At 73.3% G+C, this 21,999-nt stretch carries 2 protein-coding genes (1 of these 2 only partly in view); both read left to right on the top strand.

What is annotated here, in order from left to right; genetic code table 11:
* The first annotated feature begins 54 nt into the window (after positions 1-54).
* Positions 55-14,163, top strand: coding sequence for an amino acid adenylation domain-containing protein (locus ABZ842_RS17565; protein ID WP_361537575.1), 14,109 nt, complete (start codon positions 55-57; stop codon positions 14,161-14,163).
* Positions 14,163-21,999 carry the 5' end (the start) of an amino acid adenylation domain-containing protein gene (locus tag ABZ842_RS17560; protein WP_361537574.1) on the top strand. It continues 10,013 nt past the right edge of the window, so 7,837 of the gene's 17,850 nt are visible here — the first part of the coding sequence; it begins with the start codon at positions 14,163-14,165; its stop codon lies beyond the right edge, outside the window. Before ABZ842_RS17565 ends, ABZ842_RS17560 begins: the two co-directional genes overlap by 1 nt.

Genomic DNA, 21,999 nt, shown 5'->3' with positions numbered 1-21,999 from the left:
CCAGGGAACCGAGGGATTGTTGTGAATCTCCCCCACACCGACGCCGCGACACCGATGCCCCTGACACCGACCCAGCACGCCATCTGGGTGGCCTGCCGGGCGGACCCCCACACCCCGGTCTACCGGGTGGCCGAATGTGCGGAGATCAAGGGCGCGCTCGACCGCGCCCCCTTCGAGGAGGCCCTGCGCCAGGTCGTGACGGACGTGGACTCCCTACGGGCCACGTTCAGCGAGACCGCCGACGGACCCCGCCAGGTCATCGGCGACGCAACCCCCTGGCAGCCCACTTGGGTCGACCTGAGGTCCCTTCCGGACCCCCGGGCCGCCGCCGAAGCCCGTATCCGCGAAGACCTCGCCCGGCCGATCGACCTGGCCGTCGACCGACTGTTCTCCTACGCGGTCTTCCAGGTGGCCGACGACACCCACCTCTGGTACCAGGGCTACCACCACATCGTCATCGACGGCGTCAGCTTCGCCCTGCTCAACGAGCGCTTCGCCGAGGTCTACAACGCGCTCGTCGCCGGTACGGCCGTGCCCCCCTGCCGGATCACATCGGTTCGCTCCCTCGTCGACGACTGCGAGCACTACGCCCGCTCGCCCGAGTTCCTGCAGGACCGGGCGTACTGGTGGGACCGCTTCGCCGACCTGCCCGAGCCCGGACGGCTGGCCGGCGAGCCCCCGGTGGGCTGGCCCGTGCCCGTACGGCGGCGCGCCGCCCTGCCGCAACACGCCCTCAGCGCGCTCGACCGGGCGCGCCGGCACCACGGAGCCCGAACGTCGCGCATCCTGTTCGCCGCTGCCGCGGTGCTGGTCCACCGGCAGTCCGGGGCCGACGACATCGTGCTCGGCCTGCCCGTCACCGCCCGGACGACGAAGCCGGCGAAGGAAGCGGCGGGCCCCGTGGTCAACGTGCTGCCGCTCCGGCTGTCGATCCGTCCCGGGACCCCCGTCAGGGACCTGTTGGGCCACATGGACGACGAGATCACGGCGGCACTGGCCCACCAGCGCTATCCCGGCGATCGGCTCCGCCGCGAGCTGGCGGAACGAGGCATGACCCGGTCCGTCCTCGGCCCCGCGGTGAACGTCATCCCGTTCCACTACGGCGCGCGCCTCGGCGCAGCGCACCTGGTGACCTCCCGGAACATGTCGGCACGTCACATCAACGACGTCAACTTCAGCGCGTACCGGCGCTCCGACGGCGGGCTCGACGTCGACCTCGACGCCGACCTGCGCCTGTACACCGAAGACGAGCTCACCGGTCACCACCAGGCGTTCGTCCACCTCGTCGGGGAAGTCGCCGCAGGGCTCGACCGGCCCGGAGCCACCGTCGCCGACTTGTCCACGGTGGCTCCGGAGCACCGACGGGCCCTCAAGGAGTGGGGCAGCCCGACGCAGCCGCCCGCACCCGCGCGCACCTTCCCCGACCTCTTCGCGGACGCCGTGGCGCGCCACGGCGACCGACCGGCGGTGGAGCTGGCCGGCACGTCATCCGTCAGTTACGCGGAACTCGACGCCCGGGTCGACGCCCTGGCCGCCCTGCTGGTGGCCCGTGGCGTGCGGCCCGAGGCCGTCGTCGCCGTCGCCCTGCCCCGCAGCGTCGACCTCGTGGCAGCCGTGCTCGCCGTGATGCGGGCCGGCGGCGCCTACCTCCCCGTCGATCCGACGTACCCCGCGGACCGGATCGCCCACCTGCTCTCCGACGCCCGGCCGAACTGCCTGATCACGGCGGGTTCACTGGCCGCGACGGCGCACCTGGCCGACGAGGCAGGGGTGCCCACCGTGCTCCTGGACGCGCCCGACGTGCGCCGCCGGCTCGCCGTGGCGCCCGACCGCACGACCCGCGGGCGCGCGCTGCCGACCCCGCTCGACGTGCGCAATGCGGCCTACGTGCTCTACACCTCCGGCTCCACCGGACGCCCCAAGGGCGTCACCGTCACCCACGAGGGCGTCGAGGCCCTGGCGCGGGCCGCACACCGGCTCTGCGCCGCCGAGCCGGGGACGCGCGTACTCCAGTTCGCCTCGATCAGCTTCGACGTCGCCTTCGTGGAGTTGGTCCTGGCCCTGCTCAGCGGCGGGACACTCGTCCTGGCACCCGACACCCACCACCTCTCCACGGCGGAGTTCGCAGGCTTCGTCACCGAACACGGGATCACCCACGCCATCCTGCCGCCTGCGCTGCTCGCCGCCCTGCCCGACGGCGCGGTGCCCGAGGACACCACCGTCATCCTCGCCGGTGAGGCCAGCTCGCCCGAACTCGTCGCCCGATGGGCACCGGGCCGCGCCCTGTTCAACGGCTACGGCCCCACCGAGACGACCGCCTGCTGCACCGCCAGCGCGCCGCTGACCGCCGGCATCGACGGGACCGTGCCGATCGGCACGCCCTTCGCGTCCGCCGGCGTCCTCGTCCTGGACCACGCCCTGCGACCGGTGCAGCCCGGAGTTCCCGGAGAGCTGTACGTGACGGGACCGGGGCTGGCCCGCGGCTACCTCGACCGGGCCGGGCTCACCGCCGAACGGTTCGTGGCGAGTCCGTTCTCGTCGTCCGGTGCACGCATGTACCGCACGGGCGACCGCGTCCGATGGCGCCACGACGGCCAGTTGGAATTCATCGGACGCCTGGACCAACAGGTCAAGATCCGCGGCTTCCGGGTGGAGCTGGGGGAGGTCGAGTCCGCGCTGTCGTCCTTCGAGGGTGTCCGACAGGCCGTTGCCCAACTGCGCACCGACGGCACGCCGGAGCCACGACTGGTGGCCTACCTCGTGCCCGATGACCCCGGTGCCCTCGACGTCGACGCGGTCCGCGCACACCTCACGAGGGTGCTGCCAGCGCCCATGCGCCCCCATGCGGTCGTCGTCCTCGACGCACTGCCGGTCACCGTGCAGGGCAAGGTGGATCGGGCGGCACTGCCGGCACCCGACGCGCCGGCCGCCGGCCAGCGGCCCCTCACCGGTCCCCGCACGGTCCGCGAGGAAAAGCTGTGCACCCTCTTCGCGGAGGTCCTGGACGTCGACGTCGACGCGGTCGGGATCGACCGGAGCTTCTTCGAACTGGGCGGGCACTCCCTGTTGGCCGGCCGCCTGGTCCTACGGATCCGCGCCGAACTCGGCTTCCGCTGCGGCATGGACACCGTCTTCCTCGCCCCCACCGTCCGTGAACTGGCCGAGCGCCTCGGGGAGAACGGACCCGACGGCGCCGTGGACGCCCTCGTCCGCAAGGGCCCCGTACCCCTGCCCCGCGACGCCGAGCCGGAGCTGTCGCCCGCCCAGCGCAGGCTCTGGTTCCTGCACCGGCTGGAGGGGCCGAACCCGGCGTACAACATCCCGCTCGTCCTCACCCTGGACGGGGAACTCGACCCGGGTGCACTCACCGCGGCACTCGGCGACGTCGCCGATCGCCACGAGACCCTGCGCACCCTGTACGAGGACCGTGCCGGCGTACCCGTGCAGCGGATCCTGACTCCCGGGCCCGCCGCGCGCCCCGAGCTCACCGTCGTCGCCGTCGACGAGGAGCGGCTGGGCGACGAGGTGGCCGCAGCCGCTGCCCACTGCATCGACCTGTCCACCGAACCGCCCCTACGCACCGTGCTGTTCGCCGTCGCCCCGAGGCGGCACGTGCTGCTGCTCCTGCTGCATCACATAGCAGCGGACGCCGAGTCGTTGCATCCGCTGATGCGCGACCTCGTCGCCGCCTACGAACGGCGGCGCGCCGGAGACGCTTCCCCCCTCGCCCCGCTGCCCGTGCAGTACGCCGATCACACGGCCTGGCAGCGTCAGCTGCTCGGGGACGAGGCCGACCCGAACAGCCTCGTCGCCCGACAGACCGGCTTCTGGACCGAGGAGCTGGCCGGTCTCCCGGACCACCTCGACCTGCCCTTCGACCACCCGCACCCGGTCGGCGCCGGCACCGCACCCGCTGCCGTCACCGCGACGGACCTCGATCCGGCACTCCACGCCCGGCTCGCCCGGCTCGCCCGGTCCGCCGACGGCAGCACCTTCATGGTGCTCCAGGCCGCCCTGGCCGCCCTGCTGACCCGACTGGGGGCCGGTGAGGACATCGTCATCGGCGCACCCGTCGCGGGCCGCGGCCACGAATCGCTCCAGGACCTGGTCGGTCTGTTCGTCAACACGGTGGTGCTGCGCACCGACACCTCCGGCAACCCCGCGTTCAGCGTCCTCCTCCACCGGGTCCGCGAGGCCAACACCGCTGCCTACGCCCATCAGGACCTGCCGTTCGAGCAGTTGGTGGAAGCGCTGGCGCCCGCCCGCTCGACGTCCCGCCACCCCCTGTTCCAGGTCATGCTCGCCATGGACAGCTCCCGACGTGTGCCGCCGTCCGCGGCCGGTCTGGAGCTGGACCTGACGGCCGTGCACACCGGCGCCGCCAAGTTCGACCTGTCGTTCAACGCCCGGGAAACCGTCACCGACGACGGCGCCGCCGACGGGATCGCCCTCAGCCTGGAGTACCGCAGCGATGTGTTCGCGGCGGACACCGCGAAGGCCCTGCTCCAGCGTTACGTCCGGCTGCTGGAGGCGGTGGCCGCCGACCCCGGTACCCGCATCGGGGACGTCCGCATCCTCACCGAGGACGAGTACCGGCAGATCCTGCACGATTGGAACCGGACCGCCGTAGCACAGCCCTGGGACGACGTGGTGGCCCGTGTCCGGTCCGTGGCGGGCGAACGACCGGACGCCGTGGCCGTCACCGACCACGACGGCGACCTCACCTACCGAGACCTGCTCGCGCACGTCGACCACCTGTCCGGGCGGCTGCGTGCCCTCGGCGCGCACGAAGAGTCCGTGGTCGGCGTACTGGCCGACCGGGGCCGCTGGGCGGTGACCGCGTTCCTGGGCGTTCTCGCGGCCGGCGCCGCCTACCTGCCGCTGGAGACGGGCGCCCCCGTCGGCCGGTCGGCCGCCCTGGTGGGCGAGGCGGGTGCCCGCTGGCTGCTGGCCGACCCGGGGTACGGGGACCTGGCGGCGGCCGTCGCCAGTGACGCGCCCGACCCGGTCGCCGTGGTGGAACTCGCCGCGCCGGCCGGGGCCGTGCCCGGCGCACAGCACCGTGAGTCCGTCGCGTCCCCGGCGGCCGACCAACTGGCGTACGTCATCTTCACCTCGGGCTCGACCGGCCGCCCCAAGGGCGCGATGGTGCACCACCGAGGAATGAACAACCACCTGTTGGCCAAGGTGGCGGACCTGCGGCTCGACGCCGAGGACACCGTCGTCCTCAACGCACCCCTCACCTTCGACATCTCGCTGTGGCAGATGATCACCGCCCTCCTCGTCGGAGGCCGCACCCTCGCCGTCGACCAGGCGCTGGCGGCGGACGCGCCCGGACTGTTCCAACTGGCGCGACAGGAGGACGTCACCGTTTTGGAAGTGGTGCCCTCGCTGCTGCGGGCCGCGCTGGAGACGTGGGAGGACGGAACCCCGGTGCCGTCGCTGCCGCACTTGCGGTGGCTGGTCGTCACCGGCGAGGAACTACCAGGTGACCTGTGCCGACGCTGGCTCGCCCGCTTCCCGAAGATTCCGGTCGTCAACGCCTACGGCCCGACCGAGTGCTCCGACGACGTCACCCACGCCGTCATCGACCGGCCGCCGCAGCGCACCACCGCCCCCATCGGCAGGGCCGTCCGCAACACTCGGCTGTACGTGCTCGGCGACGAACTCCAGCCCGTACCCGTGGGAGTGGTCGCAGACCTGTACGTGGCCGGCACCGGCGTCGGCCGCGGCTACCTGGACGATCCCGCCAAGACGGCTGGCACCTTCGTGGCCGACCCCTGGGCGGCCGACGGCACGCGCATGTACCGCACGGGCGACCGCGTGCGCTATCTGCCCGGCGGCCACCTGGAGTTCCTCGGCCGTCGCGACACCCAGGTCAAGATCCGGGGGCGCCGCATCGAACTGGGCGAGGTGGAGGCGTCGTTGCGCGCCCAACAGGGGGTGACGGACGCCGTGGCGTCCGTGGTAGCCGGCCCCGAGGGACATCCGCGCCTCGTCGGCTACGTGGTGGGCGGCAGCGGCGCACGCGTCGTGCGGGACGCGCTCGCCGCGGAGCTCCCCGACCACCTGGTGCCGTCCGTGGTGGTCGAACTCGACGTCATCCCCCTCACCCCCCACGGCAAGACCGACCGCAAGGCGCTGCCCGTTCCGGAACCCGCCGCTGTGGCGAGCCGCGCGCCGGGCACCGAGGACGAGGAGGCCCTGTGCGAACTCTTCGCGGACGTCCTGGGCGTGGAGCGGGTCTCGGTCGACGACAACTTCTTCGACCTGGGGGGCCACTCGCTGCTGGCCACCCGGCTGGCGTCCCGCATCCGCAGCCGGCTCGGCGTCGAGGTGGCCCTCGCGGCCTTCTTCGAGTCACCGACCGTCTCCGGTCTCGCCCGACGGCTCCGGACCGCCGCACCGGCACACAGCGCTCCGCAGCGCCATGAACGCCCGGCCGTGCTGCCGCTGTCCCCGGGGCAGCGCCGGCTGTGGTTTCTGCACCAACTGCGGCCGGACTCCGCCGAGTACCACGTGCCCGTCGTGCTCGACGTCCGGGGCGCCCTCGACGTCCCGGCCCTCACCGCTGCCCTGACGGACGTCGTCCAGCGGCACGACGTCCTGCGCACGATCTATCCGCTCGCCGGATCCGAGCCCCACCAGCAGATTCAGGACGAGGCTCCGCCGTGGCTGGAGGTGCGGGCGGCCACCGTCGACGAGCACGCCGCAGCGGTGCGGACGTGCGTCGAGACACCGTTCGACCTGGCGGTCGAACCGCCCCGGCGCGCACTGCTTTTGACGGAGCACGACGACACCAGCACCCTCGTCCTCGTCCTGCACCACATCGCCCTCGACGGCTGGTCCCTCGACGTCCTCCTGCGGGACCTGAACGCGGCGTACCGATCGCGCCTCGCCGGGCGGCCCCCCGGCTGGTCACCGCTGCCGACCCAGTACGCGGACTGGGCGCTGGCGCAACGTCGCCGGCTGGCGGACGCCCCGGGCCGGGAGTCCGGCCTCGTCGACCAACTGGCCTTCTGGCGCCGGACCCTGGCGGACCTGCCCGACGAGGTGACCCTGCACACCGATCGGCCGCGGCCCGCCGCACCCGACCTCACCGGTGACGTCGTCCCCTTCGACCTGTCGGCCGAACAGTGGGACGGGGTGCGCGGCCTCGCTCGGGCCAACGGGGCGAGCGTCTTCATGGTGCTGCACGCCGCCGTGGCCGCGCTGCTGTCACGGCTCGGCGCCGGGGTCGACGTGCCGGTCGGCACCGTCGTCGCCGGGCGCGGGGACGACGGGCTCGACGACGTGATCGGCTTCTTCGTCAACACCGTGGTGCTGCGCCTGTCCACCGCGGGCGACCCGACCTTCGTCGAGTTGGTCGCACGCGCCCGGGAGGCGGACCTCGCCGCCTTCGCGCACCAGGACGTGCCGTTCGAGCAGGTCGTGGAGGAGGTCAACCCGGCGAGGTCCGTGGCGCACCACCCGCTGTTCCAGGTGATGCTCACCCTGCAGAACGCCCCGGCGACCCGGCCGGCACTGGATGAACTGACCGTCGAACGGCGCGACGCGGGGATCGGGCGCGCGAAGTTCGACTTGTCCTTCCTGCTGCGCGCCACGGACGACGCCCTGACCGGAGGCGTCGAGTACGCGACCGAGATGTACGACCGGTCCACCGCGGAGCGCGTGGTGACGATGCTGCGCCAGGTCCTGACGGCGGCGGTCGCCGACCCCGCCGTACGGCTCGGTGACATCGACCTGCTGGAACCCTCCGCACGTGCCCGCATCGCCCGCCACCAGGACGGGCCCCGAAACCGCCCGGCGTACGACACCGTCGTGGAGGCGTTCAGGGCCCAGGCGCAGCGGACGCCCGACGCGGTCGCCGTCAGCGCGGACGACGACGAGCTGACCTACCGGGCCCTGGACGAGCGGACGGACCGTCTGGCACGGGCGCTCGTGGACCGGGGCGCAGGTCCCGAACGGTACGTGGCGATCCTGCTGCCGCGCGGCGCGAAGCAGATCGTGGCGGTACTGGCAATCCTGAAGTCCGGCGCCGGCTACCTGCCGCTCGACGTGGACCACCCCGCGGCACGGACCGCAGCCGTCGTCGACGGCGCCGCGTCGGCGTTGGCGGTGACCACCACCGAACTGGCGCACCGACTGCCGATCGAGTCGCTGCTGCTGGACCGGGACCTGCCGGAGCCGACGTCGGCGCCGCTCGCACCGCCCGACCCCCGCCAGCCGGCGTACGTGATCCACACCTCCGGATCCACGGGCACGCCCAAGGGGGTCGTGGTCGAGCACCGTGCCCTCGCGCACTACGTGGCGTGGGCGGTGGCGTCCTACCCCGGTGCGGGCGGTCGCACGCTGCTGCACTCGCCGATCACTTTCGACATGCCCGTGACCACGGTCTTCGCACCGCTCGTCAGCGGCGGCCGGATCGACGTCGGACCGTTGGAAGGCTCGCACGCGCCCGACGGCGGGTACAGCCTGCTGAAGGTCACCCCGACGCATCTGGCGCTGCTGGACGGCACGGGCCCCGCGCTCGCCGACCCCTGCGATCTGGTGGTCGGTGGTGAGCGGCTGTCCACGGACCTGGTCGAGAAGTGGCTGGCGCGCACGCCGGGCACGACCGTCCACAACGAGTACGGTCCCACCGAGACGACCGTCGGGTGCGTGCTCCACTCGATCGCCGCGGCGGCCGACCTCCCCGCGCCCGACGTCCCGATCGGACGGCCCGGCTCGAACATTTCCGTACGGGTGCTGGACGCCTGGCTCAATCCGACGCCCGTCGGCGTCACGGGGGAGCTGTACGTCTGCGGGGCACAACTCGCGCGCGGCTACCTCGGCGCCCCGGGCGCGACCGCACAGGGATTCGTGGCCGACCCCCTCGGTCCTCCGGGCAGCCGCATGTACCGCACCGGGGACCTCGTGCGGTGGACGGCCGACGGTCTGCTCACCTTCCACGGCCGGGCCGACGACCAGCTGAAGATCCGTGGCTTCCGCGTGGAACCAGGAGAGGTGGAGACGGTCGTCAGCCGTCATCCCGCGGTGTCCAGGGCCGTCGTGGTCGCGCGCGAGCAGGGCCTGGTGGCCTACGTGACCCTGACGCAGACGCAGACTGGGTGCGAGCCGGGCACCGGCCAGGACGATCCCCCCACGACACCCGAAGAACTGCGCATCTGGACCAGCCGGTTGCTGCCCGCACACCTCGTACCGGCCGTCTTCGTCGTCCTCGCAGAGCTGCCGCTCACCAGCAGCGGCAAGGTGGATCGCCGGGCCCTGCCGCAGGCCACCGCCCACGGCAGCGGAACCGTACTCGCCGAAGGCGCCGAGCAGGTGCTGGCCGCCCTGTTCACCGACGTGCTCGGCGCCGAGAGGATCGGCCCCGACGACGACTTCTTCGCCCTCGGCGGACACTCCCTGTCACTGATGCGGCTGGTCAACCGGATCCGCTCGGTCTTCGGCCGGGACCTGCCCGCACGTACCGTCTTCGAACACCCGACGGTACGCGCGCTCGCCGGAGAGCTCGCCAGTGCCCGCCGACGGCGGACCCCCCTGCGCCGCGGGCACCGACCGTCGCGCATCCCCCTGTCCCCGGCTCAGCGCCGGCTGTGGTTCCTCAACCGGCTGGACCCCGACTCCTCGACCTACAACGTCCCCCTCGTCCTCGACGTGACCGGCCCCCTGTCCCGGTCCGCCCTGGACGCGGCCCTGATCGACCTCGTCCAACGGCACGAACCGCTGCGGACCGTGCTTCCGGGCGACGACGGGGAACCGCGCCAGGAGATCCTCGCCGGGCCCGCCTCCCGACCCGGGGGCGTGGTCCGTGACGTCACCGAGCGGGAGCTGACCCACCACACCGAGGCGGCGCAGCGGTACGCCTTCGACCTGACCCGCGAACCTCCGATGCGGACGTGGCTGCTGCGCACCGCGCCCGAGCGCCATCGCCTCGTGCTGCTCTTCCACCACGTCGCCGTGGACGGTCTGTCCTTCGGCCCGCTGCTGCGCGACCTCGACACCGCCTACCGCGCCCGCCTTGCCGGGCACGCGCCGCCGTGGCAGCCGCTCGCCGTCAAATACGCGGACTACGCGCTGTGGCAGCAGGCGCTCGGGGGTGGCGGCGACGCGGACGACGCACCGGACGAGGGCATTGCCTTCTGGGCGTCCGCACTCGCCGACCTGCCGGGCGAGCTGCCACTGCCCGCGGACCGGCCCCGTCCGGCCGTACCGAGTCATGCCGCGGACGTGGTGGCCTTCGCCATCGACCCCGGGCCGTGGAACGGGATCAGGGCCCTGGCGCGCCGCTGCGGCGCAACGCCGTTCATGGTGCTGCACGCGGCGGTCACCGCCCTGCTGAGCCGGCTGGGCGCCGGACACGACGTTCCGGTGGGCACACCCGTCGCCGGCCGCGGCGACGAGGCGCTGGACGACGTCGTGGGCTTCTTCGTCAACACCGTGGTGCTGCGCCTGTCCACCGCGGGCGACCCGACCTTCGTCGAGTTGGTCGCACGCGCCCGGGAGGCGGACCTCGCCGCCTTCGCGCACCAGGACGTGCCGTTCGAGCAGGTCGTGGAGGAGGTCAACCCGGCGAGGTCATCGAGCCACCATCCGTTGTTCCAGGTGATGGTCACCCTGCAGAACGCCCCCGCACCCCTGCCCGGCCTCGGGGAGCTCACCGTCACCCGTACCCTTCCCGACGCCAGCGCCGCCAAGGCGGACCTGTCGTTCGCCTTCGTCGACGACGGCGCCGAGGGGTGCCGGGCCGCCGTGCAGTACGCCACGGATCTGTTCGACCGCCCCACCGTCGAGCGGCTCGCAGCGATGGTGGACCGGCTGTTGCGGGCGGTGGTGGCCGACCCCGATCACCGGATCGTGGACGTCGACTTGCTCGGCCCGGACGCCCGCGCACTGGTCACCCGCCATGGCACCGGGGCCCGACGCGACGACCCGGACCTCGCGATCACCGACGCCTTCGCCGCACAACGCGCCCGTACCCCCGAAGCCGTCGCCGTCGTCGACGGCGAACTCACCCTCACCTACCGCGAACTCGACGAGCAGGCCGAGGCGCTCGCCGACCGGCTCGTGGAAGAGGGGGTCACCCCCGAGGCGCGGGTGGCGCTGCTCCAAGAGCGCTCGCGGGACCTCGTCGTCTCCGCCCTTGCCGTCCTCAAGGCCGGTGGCGCGTACGTCCCCTTCGACCCGGACGACGCCCCGGCCCGGGTGAGCGCCCTGGCCGAGCGGGTCGGCGCGGTGCTGCTGCTGACCCACGCCCGACTGCGCGACCACGACGCGGTCGAGAGCTCCCGGGTCCCGGTCGTGTTCGCCGACGACCACGCGCCGGCAAGCGCACCGCGAAGGCGCCGACCCCGGCACGCAGCTCAACTCGCCTACGTGATGCACACCTCCGGATCGACGGGCACCCCCAAGGGGGTCGGGATCAGCGACGCCTCGGTGGTGAACCTGGCGGCCGACCGGTGGTGGTCCACCGGCGCCCCCGCACGCACCCTGATGCACACCTCCATCGCCTTCGACCCCGCCACCTTCGAACTGTGGGTGCCCGTCCTCACCGGCGGCAGCGCCGTCGTCGCGCCCTGGCGACGCCATCCCGAGCCGCACCTGTTCGCCGGCGCGGTGGCGGCACACGGCATCACCGGGGTGGCGCTGACGGCCGCCGTGTTCCAGGCGCTGGCCGCCGCGGACCCCGGCTGCTTCGACGGCGTGCACGAGGTGTGGACCGGTGGCGAGCGGATGTCACCGCAGGCCACCGAGCGCGTACGGCAAGCGGCGCCGGGCGTGCTGCTCACCAACAGCTACGGTCCGACGGAGACGACCTTCGCGGCGGTGCAGCACACGGTACGCGCCGACGACCCGGCCGCCTCGCTCCCCATCGGACGCCCTCTGGACAACGTCCGCTGCCACGTCCTCGACGACCGGCTGCGACCCGTCCCCCTCGGCGTACCGGGCGAGTTGTACCTCGCCGGCCCCGGGCTGGCCCGCGGCTACCTCGGCAGGTCCGGACAGACGGCGGAGCGGTTCGTCGCCGACCCCTTCGGCGCGGCGGGGGAGCGGCTCTACCGCACGGGCGACCTCGTGCGCCATCGGACGGACGGCGCACTGGAGTTCCTGGGCCGCGCCGACGACCAGGTGAAGGTTCGGGGGCACCGGGTGGAGCCCGGCGAGATCGAGGCGGCGCTCACCGACTGCCCCGGTGTGGCGCGCGCCGTGGTCGTCCTGCGCGAGGACCGGCCGGGCGTGTCGGCCCTCATCGGCTACGTCGTTCCGGCGTCCGGCGGGCCGGCGCCGACGGACGACGCACTCCGCGCCCACCTCACGCAGCGGGTGCCGGCGCACATGCTGCCGAGCGCGTTCGTCCTTCTCCACGAACTGCCGCTCACTCGCAACGGCAAGGTCGACCGGGCGGCCCTGCCCGCGCCCGCGACGTTGCGGACGACGGCCGCCCGCGCGCCCCGAGACCGCACCGAGGCCCTGCTGTGCACGGCCGTCGCCGACCTGCTGCGGCTCGACTCCGTCGGGATCGACGACAACTTCTTCGACCTCGGCGGCGACAGCATCGTCTTCATCCAACTCGTCAGCCGCATGCGGGACGCAGGTCTGCTGCTGAGCGTCCGTGACGTGTTCACCCACCAGACGGTCGCCGACCTCGCCCGGGTGGCACGACCGGCCACCGACGGCGCCCACCGCGCACAAGGGGTCCCCGACGGCGCGACCGGAGTCGTGCCGGCCACGCCGATCGTGCACTGGCTACGCGAACTCGGCGGTCCCGTTGAGGCGTTCAACCAGTCAGCCACGGTGCGCGTACCCGCAGCGACCGACCACGACGCCCTGGTCGCCGCTCTGCAAGCACTGCTCGACACCCACGACATGCTCCGGGCGGCCCTGCGCCCCGACTGGTCCCTGGAGGTGCGCGAGCAGGGCGCCGTCGACGCCGCCACCGTGTTGCGCCGGATCGACGCCACCGCCACGGACGCGGCGACCCCGGCCGAGGAAGGCACCGCCGCCGCAGCCCGACTGGACCCGTGGAAGGGCTCCATGCTGCAGGCCGTGTGGTTCGACGCCGGCGCACACCGTCCGGGGCGGCTCCTGATCGTCGTGCACCACCTCGCCGTCGACGGCGTCTCGTGGCGCATCCTGCTGCCGGACCTCGCCGCGGCCTACCGGTCCGCGGCGGCGGGCCGCGCCGTGGAGCTCGCGCCCGTCCCGGTCCCCTACCGGGCCTGGGCGAAACGACTGTCCGGCGCAGCGGCCGATCCGCGCCGGCGCGAGGAACTGGCTTGGTGGCGCCGTACCCTGGCCGCCGAACCCACGGTGTTCGGCGCGGCGGAACCCCGTCCCGAACGGGACACCTTCGCCGACCTCGACCACCTGCACACCCGCGTACCCGCCGAGCTGACCCGGGCGGCCCTCGGCGAGGCCGGCCAAGCACTGCAGCTGCGCGTCGACGAGGTCCTGCTGTCCGCACTGGCCCTCGCCACCGGCGAGTGGCGCCGCCGACGGCGCATCCCCGGCCACGGCGTGCTCGTCGACGTCGAAGCCCACGGCCGCGACCTGACGTGGGACGATGCCGTCGACCTGTCCCGTACGGTCGGCTGGTTCACCCGCATGCACCCCGTACGCCTGGACCCCGGCACGGTGTCGCCGGACGCCCTGCGCGGGGGCGAAGCGGTCGAGCGCGTCGCCCGACGCGTGCGGGAGCAGCTCCGCGGATGCCCCGAAGGCGGAACCGGCTACGGGCTGCTGCGGTACCTGGCACCCGAGGGCGCCGGTGAACCGCTCACCGGCCAGCGCGCCGAGATCGGCTTCAACTACCTGGGCCGCGTCGAGGTCTCCGACGGGACCGACTGGATGCCCGTCGCCGAACCCGTGCCCGTACCGCCCGCCGATCCGCTCATGCCCGTGCCCCACCTCCTGGAGCTGGCCGTGGTCTGCCGCGACCTGCCCCACGGCCCCGAGTTCTCGGTCACCTGGAGCTGGGCGCGCGCCCTCGTCGACGAACGCGAGGTCGCCGACTTCGCGGCCCTGTGGCAGGAGGCGCTGGCCGCGCTGTGCACCCGGGCCCGCTCGGGCGCCCGCGCCGTCCATACCCCTTCCGATGTGCCCCTGGTCTCGCTCAACCAGGACGAACTGGACCAGCTCGAAGAGGAGTGGAGCCTGTGATGGACCGTTCCGCAGTCGCCGACGTACTGCCGCTGTCCCCCCTCCAGGAGGGCCTGCTCTTCCACGCCCAACTGGGGGTCGGGCAGCCGGACCCCTACGTGGTCCAGCTCGTCCTGGCGCTCGACGGACCGCTCCGCGCCGACGGCCTGCGCCGGGCGGCGGAGCGGATCTTGACGCGACACCAGAACCTGCGAGCCGGCTTCCACAGCCAGCGCGAGGGCACCCCCATCCAAGTCGTCCCGCGCCGCGTGGACGTGGCCTGGGAGGAACGGGACCTCGGCGGCCTGCCGAGCGGGCAGCGGGAAGCCGAACTGGCCCGTCTGCTGCAAGCGGACCGCGAAGCCGGGTTCGACCTCGCCCGACCGCCGCTGATCAGGTTCGCCCTGGTCCGACTCGGCCCCGGGGCCCACCGGCTGGTGGTGACCAACCACCACATCCTCCTCGACGGCTGGTCCGGCCCGCTGCTGCTGCGCGAGCTGTTCTCCGTGTACGCCGCGGACGGCGACGACGGCCACCTGCCCGCCGTCACGCCCTATCGGGAGTACCTGCGGTGGTTGTCCGAACGCGACCGCGAGGCGTCCCGACGGGTGTGGGCCGACGTGCTGGCCGGGCTGGACGGCGGCACCCTCGTCGGGGCACCGGGCGGGAGCCAGTCGCCCACCGGGGCGTCCCGTCACGCGTACGTCACCGTGAGGTTGAGTCCCGGTGCCACCGACGCGCTGCGGCGGACGGCCAGGGACCTGCGCATCACGGTCAGCACCGCCGTGCACGCCGCGTGGGCCCTGCTGCTGGCCCGGCTCACCGGCCGCACCGACGTGGTCTTCGGCTCCGTGGTCTCCGGCCGGCCGCCTGTGCTGCCCGGCATCGAGACCATGGTCGGCCTCCTGATCAACACCGTGCCCGTGCGCGTGCGGCTCGACGCGTCGGAGTCCCTCGGCGACCTCGCCACACGGATCCAGGGCGACCAGTCGGCCCTCGCCGACCACCAGTACCTCAGCCTCGCCGACCTGAACCGGCTCACCGGCGTCGCGGAACTCTTCGACACCGCGGTGGTGTTCGAGAACTACCCCGTCGACCGGGATGACGCACACACCGCCGTCGACGGCCTCCGCGTCCGGGTCGAACACGCCGAAGACGCCATGCACTATCCGCTGAGCCTCGGCGCCTCCCTGCGCGACGACGCCCTGGAACTGCGCGTCATGCACCGCACCGACGCCGTCGACGCCCACCGCGCCCGTCGCGTCGGCGAAGCCCTCGTCACCCTGCTCGACGAACTGGCCACCACCCCGCAGCGGCGCACCGCCCGCACCGCCAGCCCCTTCGACGAGGAGACGCAGCAGGACCTGGCCCATGTCCGCGGCCCCGACCAGGACCTTCCCGCAACCGACCTGCCCACCCTGGTCAGGGCACAGGCCGCGCGCACCCCCGATGCCGTCGCCGTCGTCGGCGAGGACGCCACCCTCACCTACGCCGAACTCGACGCCTGGGCCGACCGGCTCGCCCACCTCCTCGTCCAGCAGGGCGCCGGCCCCGACCGCACAGTGGCCCTCGCCCTGCCCCGCAGCGTCGAACTGGTGGTGGCCTTGTGCGCCGTGCACCGGACGGGAGCCGCCTACCTGCCGATCGACCCGGGCTACCCGGCGGAGCGCACCGCCTTCCTGAGACACGACGCCCGACCCGCGGTCGTCCTCGACGACCCGGCCCAGGTGCACGGGGAGCCGAAGGAAGGTCCCGGGGCGCCGGGCGCGCCGGTCCGGCCCGCGAGCGCCGCGTACGTCATCTACACCTCCGGCTCCACCGGCCGCCCCAAGGGCGTGGTGGTCAGCCACGCGGCGATCGTGAACCGACTGCTGTGGATGCAGCACACCTACCCGCTGACAGCGGGCGACCGGGTGTTGCAGAAGACCCCGTCCAGCTTCGACGTGTCCGTGTGGGAGTTCTTCTGGCCGCTGATCACCGGTGCCACCTTGGTCCTGGCACGGCCCGAAGGCCACAAGGACCCGCGGTACTTGGCCGAGCTGATCCAACGCGAACGGATCACGACGGCCCACTTCGTGCCCGCGATGCTGCAGGTCTTCCTGGAGGAGCCGACGGCGGCCGGCTGTGACGCGCTGCGGCTGGTGGTGTGCAGCGGCGAGGCCCTGCCGGCGGACCTCGCCGCGTCGTTCCGACGACGGCTCGACGCCGACCTGGTCAACTTCTACGGCCCCACCGAGGCGGCGGTGGACGTGACCGCCTGGGACGTCCGGGACGACGGCGCCGTGCCGATCGGCCGCCCCGGTTGGAACACCCAGACCCACGTCCTCGACCCCTACCTGCGGCCCGCGCTGCCCGGCGTGGCGGGTGAGCTCTACCTGTCGGGCGCCCAGCTCGCCCGCGGCTACCTGGACCGGCCCGGGCTGACCGCGCAACGCTTCGTCGCCCACCCCTGGGCCTCGGGGGAGCGGATGTACCGCACCGGCGACCTGGTGCGCCGCAGGCCCGACGGAGCCCTGGAGTTCCTCGGCAGGACCGACGACCAGGTGAAGGTCAGGGGCTTCCGGGTCGAACTCGGTGAGATCGAGGCGGTGCTGACCCGCCACCCGGCCGTCCGCCGGGCCGTGGTCGTCGCCCACGGCCAGGAGCTGGCCGCCTATCTGCTCGCCGCACCCGACGCCGACACCGCCGCCGTGCGGGAGCTGGCCGCCGCGACGCTGCCCGAGTACATGGTGCCCGCCTCCTTCACCACCCTGGCGGAGCTGCCCATCGGCCCGAGCGGCAAGGTCGACCGCCGCGCACTTCCGGAGCCCCACCGCCCCGCCGGTACGGGACGCCGACCGCGCACCCCGCGCGAGGCCATCCTGTGCGACCTGTTCAGCGAGGTGCTGCACCGCCCGGAGACCGGAGTCGACGACGACTTCTTCGCCGTCGGCGGACACTCGCTGCTCGCCACCCGGCTGGTCAACCGGATCCGTGCCACGTTCGGCGTCGAGGTCGCCCTACGGCAGCTGTTCGCCACCCCGACCGTCGCCGGGCTGGCCGCCGCCCTCGACCCGGCAGCGGCCACCCGACCGCTGTTGCGCCCCGGACCGCGCCCCGAACGCGTCCCGCTGTCGTTCGCGCAGCGACGGCTGTGGTTCATCAACCAGCTGGAGGGGCAGGGCCCCACGTACAACATCCCCGTCGTCCTGGACCTCGAAGGCGTCCTGGACACCGACGCACTGCGCGCCGCCCTGGACGACGTGATGCTGCGTCACGAGAGCCTGCGCACCGTCTTCCCCGAACACGACGGCACGCCGCACCAGGTCGTCCTGGGTCCCGGGACCGTCGAGGCCCACCTGACCGCGGCCACCGTGGACCCCGACGGGTTCGACGAAGCAGTGCGCACCGCCGTCGGACACGGCTTCGACCTCGCCGGTGAACCGCCACTGCGGGCCTGGGCGTTCACCTCCCGCAGCCGACCCGAGCAGCACGTCCTCGTCCTGCTCCTGCACCACATCGCCGGTGACGGCTCCTCCCTGAACCCGTTGCTGGGCGACCTCGCCACCGCCTACGCGGCCCGGCGCAGCGGCGCGGAGCCCACCTGGGCACCCCTGCCGGTGCAGTACGCCGACTACGCGCTGTGGCAGCACCGCATGCTCGGGGACGGCCAGGACGCCGAAAGCCTCCTCGGTCGCCAACTCGCCTACTGGACCGCCGCCCTCGACGGCGTCCCGGCGGAGATCGACCTGCCCGTCGACCGACCGCGGCCCGCGGTCGCCAGCTACCGCGGCGCCACCGTCGACTTCGCCCTCGACGCCGACCTCCACGCACACCTCGCCGACCTGGCGCGCACCGGACGGGCCACGCTGTTCATGGTGCTCCAGGCGGCCTTCGCCGCCCTGCTGAGCCGACTGGGCGCGGGCGGTGACATCCCCTTGGGCACACCCGTCGCCGGCCGCACCGACACGGCGCTCGACCGGCTCGTCGGCTTCTTCGTCAACACCCTCGTACTGCGCTGCGACACCTCGGGCAACCCCACCTTCCGCGAACTGCTCGCCCGCGTCCGCGCCACCGACCTCGACGCCTACGCCCACCAGGACCTGCCCTTCGAGCACCTGGTGGAGACGGTCAACCCGGCGCGCTCGCTGTCGCAGAACGCCCTGTTCCAGGTGATGTTCGCGCTCCAGAACGTGGACGGCGTCACCTTCGACCTGCCCGGCCTCGCCGTGAGCCCCCGCCGCGCCCGCGCCAGCAACGCCAAGTTCGACCTGTTCGTCAGCCTGGTCGAACGCCGTACGGACACCGGCGCGGCCGGCGGACTGCACGGCACCGTCGAGTACGCCACCGACCTCTTCGACCACGAAACCGCACAGCGGATCGTCGCCTGGTACGGCAACGTGCTACGGGCCGTGGTGCGGGACTCCGCGACGCCCATCGAGCAGATCGTCCTCCTCGATCCGGCGGAGGAACGCGACCTGCTGGAGACCCGCAACGCCACCGGGCACCCCCTGCCGCCGTCCTTCCTGCACGAGTGCATCCAGCAGCGGGCCGCCGCCACGCCCGACGCACCCGCCGTTCTGTGCGGCGGCAGGGAGCTGAGCTACGAGCAGCTCAACGCCCGCAGCAACCGCCTCGCCCGGGAGCTGATCGCCCGCGGGGTGGGGCCGGAGCGCGTGGTCGCGCTCGCCGTGCCCCGCTCCGTCGACATGGTCGTGGCACTGCTCGCCGTGCAGAAGGCAGGCGGTGCCTACCTGCCCATGGATCCCACCCATCCCGCGGAGCGGCTGGAGTTCCTGATCCGCGACGCCGCCCCGATCCTGCTGATCACCACCGAGGACGTCGCACCCCACATGCCCGCGGTCGACGTCCCCCGCGTCGTGCTCGACGACCCCGCGACCGAGGGCACCCTGGCCGGGCACGACGCCTCCGACGTCGAGGACGGCGACCGCACCGCACCGATCCTGCCCGACCACGCCGCGTACGTCATCTACACCTCCGGCTCCACCGGCCGCCCCAAGGGAGTGGTGATCTCCTACCGGAGCATCATCAACAACCTGACCGGCTTCGCCGCCCGGTTCCCGATGAACGCCAGCGACTGCACGCTGGCCGTCGCCACCGTCGCGTTCGACATCGTCGCGGTCGACGTCTACCTGCCCCTGCTGCACGGCGGCCGGGTCGTCATCGCGGAGCCCCACGAGGTCCGCAACCCCGCAGCGCTCGCCGAACTCGCCACCGCCAGCGCCGCCACCGTGCTGCAGGCCACTCCGTCGCTGTACCGCACCCTGCTCGCCCAAGCCCCCGACGGGCTGCGCGGCATGCGCCTGCTGGTGGGCGGCGAGGCACTCGGCGCCGCGCTCGCCGAGCGGATGCGGGCAGCGGGCCGGGAGGTCGTCAACCTGTACGGGCCCACCGAGACCACCGTGTGGAGCACCCTCGCACCCCTCGACCCCGCCCGAACCGCCGCCGACGGCCCGCCGCCGGTGGGCGCCCAGACCCAGAACGTCCGCATGTACGTCCTCGACGCACGGCTGTCCCCGGTGCCCGTCGGCGTCACCGGCGAGCTCTACATCGCCGGAACGGGCCTGGGCCGCGGCTACCTCGACCGCCGCGCGTTGACCGCGCAGCGCTACGTGGCCGACCCCTTCGACGCGCTGGGCAGCCGCATGTACCGCACCGGCGACCTGATGCGCTGGCGCAGGGCCGGCGGCCTGCACTTCGTCGGCCGCGCCGACGACCAGGTGAAGGTGCGCGGGTTCCGCATCGAACTGGGCGAGGTGGAGGCGGCGCTGTCCCGCCAGGACGACGTCGTCGAGGCCACCGTCCTGGTGCACGAGGCGGACGAGGGCGAACGCCAACTCGTCGGCTACGTCGTCCCAGGTGCCGCCTGGTCCGCCGAACGTGACGCCCATGAGGAGGACGAACAGGTCGACAGCTGGCGCGACCTGTACGACGCGCTCTACGCCGACCAGGTGGCCGACGGCGGCTTCTGGGAGGACTTCACGGTGTGGCAGAGCAGCTACGACGGCCGGCACCTGCCGCTGTCGGAGATGACCCGGTGGCGTGCGGCGGCCGTCGAACAGGTGCTGCGACTGCGGCCCCGACACGTCCTGGAGATCGGCGTCGGCAACGGCCTGCTGCTCTCCCGACTGGCCCCGCACTGCGCCGCGTACTGGGGGACCGACTTCTCCCCGTCGGTCATCGCGCAACTCGGCGAACGTTGGCACACGCACGGCGAGGACGAACCTTCCGTCGAGTTGAGGGTGCAGAGCGCCGATGACACGAGCGGGCTGCCCCGCGACTTCTTCGACACCATCGTGCTCAACTCCGTCGTCCAGTACTTCCCGCACGCCGGCTACCTCGTCGACGTCCTCGACCGGTGCCTGGACCTCCTGGTGCCCGGAGGGTCCGTCGTCCTCGGCGACATCCGCAACCTGCGCCTGCTGCGCTGCCTGCAAACCGCGGTCGCCGTCGCCCGACGCACCGGCGACACCACCGACGCCTCCGCCGTCCGGGCCCTCGTGGAGCAACGCGTGGCGGGGGAGGAGGAACTGCTGCTGGCCCCCGACTTCTTCGTCGCCCTCGCCCGCTCCCGCCCCGACGTCGCAGGAGTGGACATCCGTCTCAAGCGGGGCCGGTTCCACAACGAACTGTCCCGCTACCGCTACGAGGTGGTGCTCACCAAGGCAGGCGCCCCCCTCACCCGGGTCGACCACCTGCCCGAGCGGCCGTGGGCCGCCCTCGGAACGCTCGACGCACTCGCCGGGGCCCTGCGCGAGGCGCCGGAGGGACTGCGTCTCGCCGCAGTGCCCAACGGCCGACTGCTCGCCGAGTACGACGCGCTGCAGGAGGTACGGCGCGGCAGCGGGCTCGCCCGGGTGGTCGCCGCCGCTGCGGCACAGGGCGGGGGAGTCGACCCCGAAGACCTGCACGACCTGGGTGACGACCTGGGGTTCCAGACGGTGACCACCTTCTCGGCGCAGGGCCGCGACGACTGCCTCGACGTGGTCTTCCTCCCCGCACACGCCGACGCTGCAAGGGTCGTCGCCTACCCGGGCGGGCCGGTAGCCGACAGCGCGCACGAACACGCCAACAGCCCCGCCCGCACCCGCCGCCTGCGCACCTTCAGCGACCAACTGCGCACAGGGCTGCGCCGCTGGCTGCCGGACTACATGATCCCCGCCGCCTTCGTCGTCCTCGACGAACTCCCCCTCAACGCCAACGGCAAGCTCGACCGGGCAGCCCTGCCCAAGCCGGACTTCGCGGTCCTCTCCTCCGGCCGCCCGCCCCGCACCCCCCGGGAACAGGTGCTGTGCGAGCTGTTCGCGGAGGTGCTCGCGGTGCCGGCGGTGACCATCGACGACAACTTCTTCGCCCTGGGCGGCCACTCCCTGCTCGCCACCCGACTCGTCAGCCGCATCAGGTCCGTCACCGGCATCGAGATCCCCATTCGACGCGTCTTCGAAGGGGCCACCGTCGCCGCCCTGTGCGAACGGCTCGACGCCGCCGCCCCCGCGCGACCGCCGCTGACCGCGGTGCCGCGTCCCGAGCGCATCCCGCTGTCGTACGCACAACTGCGCCTGTGGTTCCTCAACCGCTTCGAGACCGCCTCGCCGAGCTACAACCTGCCGACGGTGCTGCGCCTGAGCGGACGGATCGACCGACAAGCGCTCCACGCGGCGCTCGGTGACCTCGTCGAGCGGCACGAGGCCCTGCGCACCGTCTTCCCCGACGACGGCGGCGAACCTGCCCAGGTCGTGCTGCCCGTGGCCGAAGCACGGCCCGGGCTTCCCGTCGTCACCACCACGCCGGGCGCCCTGGAGGCGGCCATCGCCGAGGTCAGCCGAGCACCCTTCGACGTGACGAGGGACCTCCCGC

The organism is Streptomyces sp. NPDC047315 (assembly GCF_040643215.1).
Taxonomy (GTDB): domain Bacteria; phylum Actinomycetota; class Actinomycetes; order Streptomycetales; family Streptomycetaceae; genus Streptomyces.
The sequence above is the reverse complement of the archived record's forward strand: the minus strand, read 5'-3'. Positions and strand labels throughout refer to the sequence as shown.